The organism is Neisseria sp. P0014.S002 (assembly GCF_051958295.1).
Lineage (GTDB): Bacteria > Pseudomonadota > Gammaproteobacteria > Burkholderiales > Neisseriaceae > Neisseria > Neisseria flavescens_B.
In genome coordinates, this window is record NZ_JBQCVO010000084.1 from 1 (window position 1) to 262 (window position 262).

Genomic DNA, 262 nt, shown 5'->3' on the forward strand with positions numbered 1-262 from the left:
TGGGCGAAAGCCTGATGCAGCAACGCCGCGTGAGGGACGACGGCCTTCGGGTTGTAAACCTCTTTTAGTAGGGAAGAAGCGAAAGTGACGGTACCTGCAGAAAAAGCACCGGCTAACTACGTGCCAGCAGCCGCGGTAATACGTAGGGTGCAAGCGTTATCCGGAATTATTGGGCGTAAAGAGCTCGTAGGCGGTTTGTCGCGTCTGCTGTGAAAACTGGGGGCTCAACCCCCAGCCTGCAGTGGGTACGGGCAGACTAGAG

The 262-nt window shown here is 56.9% G+C and carries 1 rRNA gene; it reads left to right on the top strand.

Annotation, left to right across the window (positions count from 1 at the left end):
* Nucleotides 1–262: ribosomal RNA gene (locus tag ACTHSX_RS10705) — 16S ribosomal RNA — on the top strand; the annotation flags it as partial.